Annotated in this window: 1 protein-coding gene and 1 pseudogene; both read left to right on the forward strand. The window is 72.5% G+C overall.

Features of this window, described 5'->3' with window-relative positions:
- Positions 1 to 1,613: transcription termination factor Rho (rho, locus tag KBX39_RS29860; RefSeq protein WP_210873733.1), on the forward strand; the 1,613-nt coding region annotated here is incomplete at its 5' end.
- A gap of 144 nt (positions 1,614 to 1,757) precedes the next feature.
- A pseudogene (locus KBX39_RS29865) lies at positions 1,758 to 2,019 on the forward strand (hypothetical protein); the annotation flags it as partial.

The raw sequence follows: 2,019 nt of genomic DNA on the forward strand, positions 1-2,019 counted from the left end.
GGCCGGCCGAGACGCCGCGCGCCGAGGAGGCGCCCGCCGAGACCGGCGAGCGGACCGACCGTGCCGAGCGCGGTGAGCGCAACGAGGGCCGGGGCCGTGAGCGCGGCGGCGAGCGTGCCGAGCGTGGCGGCGACCGGGCCGAGCGTGGCGACCGGGCCGAGCGCGGCGACCGCAACGACCGGGGCGACCGCAACGACCGGGGTGACCGGGCCGAGCGGGGCGACCGTAACGAGCGTGCCGACCGGGGCGAGCGCGCCGAGCGCAACGACCGGGGCGACCGGAACGACCGGGGCGACCGGAACGACCGGGGCGACCGCAACGACCGTGGTCAGCGCGCCGAGCGGGACAACGACGGCGACGACGACGGCGAGGGCGGCGGCCGGCGGGGCCGGCGCAGCCGGTTCCGGGACCGTCGTCGCGGCCGCGGCGAGCGGGGCGAGGGCGACAGCGGTGGCGGCCGCGAGCCGCAGGTCGGCGAGGACGACGTGCTCGTCCCGGTCGCCGGCATCATCGACGTGCTCGACAACTACGCCTTCGTCCGGACCACCGGCTACCTGGCCGGCCCGAACGACGTGTACGTCTCGATGTCCCAGATCAAGAAGTACGGCCTGCGCCGCGGTGACGCGATCACCGGCGCCGTGCGGGCCGCGCGGGACGGCGAGCAGCGGCGCGACAAGTACAACCCGCTGGTCCGGCTGGACACCATCAACGGGATGGAGCCGGACGAGGCGAAGCGCCGGCCGGAGTTCTACAAGCTCACCCCGCTCTACCCGCAGGAGCGCCTGCGGCTGGAGACCGAGCCGCACATCCTCACCACCCGGGTGATCGACCTGGTCATGCCGATCGGCAAGGGCCAGCGGGCGCTCATCGTGTCGCCGCCGAAGGCCGGCAAGACGATGGTGCTGCAGGCGATCGCGAACGCGATCACCCGCAACAACCCGGAGTGCCACCTGATGGTGGTGCTGGTCGACGAGCGGCCCGAAGAGGTCACCGACATGCAGCGCTCGGTGAAGGGCGAGGTCATCGCGGCCACATTCGACCGTCCGCCGCAGGACCACACCACGGTGGCGGAGCTGGCGATCGAGCGGGCCAAGCGCCTGGTCGAGCTGGGGCACGACGTGGTCGTGCTGCTCGACTCGGTGACCCGGCTCGGGCGGTCGTACAACCTGGCGGCGCCGGCCAGCGGCCGGATCATGTCGGGTGGTATCGACTCCACCGCGCTCTACCCGCCCAAGCGCTTCCTCGGCGCGGCGCGCAACATCGAGAACGGTGGCTCGCTGACCATTCTCGCCACCGCGCTGGTGGAGACCGGGTCCATGGCGGACACGGTCATCTTCGAGGAGTTCAAGGGCACGGGTAACGCCGAGCTGAAGCTGGACCGGAAGATCGCCGACAAGCGTGTCTTCCCGGCGATCGACATCAACCCCTCCGGCACCCGCAAGGAGGAGGTCCTGCTCGCGCCGGAGGAGCTGGCGATCATCCACAAGCTCCGCAAGGTGCTGCACTCGCTGGACTCGCAGGCGGCGCTCGACCTCCTGCTGGACCGGCTCAAGCAGTCCCGCACCAACATCGAGTTCCTGATGCAGATCGCGAAGTCCACTCCGGGCGAGTGAGCTGACGGATCCGACGAACGAGGGGCACGGCCGTACGCGGCCGTGCCCCTCGTCGCGTACCGGGCACCGCCGATGGTGAAGTTTTCCTACGGTTCAGTCGCTAGGTATTGAAACTTCTGTTCATCGTCGGGTTGACTGTCGTCCATGCGAACCCGCAGTCGACCCGCCCGCCTCGCCGGCGTCCTGCTGCTGACGCCGTTGCTGACCATCACCGCGCCGACGCCGTCCGCCGCGACGGCCGCCGGGCCGTCGCCCGTCGCGCCGCCGGCCGCCACCGCCGCCGAGGACGCGCCACGCGCCTCGTCCCGCCCCGACCCCGCCGTCGCGCTCGCCGGTGTGGAGCCGGCCGGCGGCCTGGAGACCGCCAAGAGCACCCGGCCGGTCGCGCCCGGCCTGAGCCTGACCT

The sequence above is a fragment of the Micromonospora sp. D75 genome (assembly GCF_018070405.1).
In the GTDB taxonomy this organism is placed as follows: domain Bacteria; phylum Actinomycetota; class Actinomycetes; order Mycobacteriales; family Micromonosporaceae; genus Micromonospora; species Micromonospora chalcea.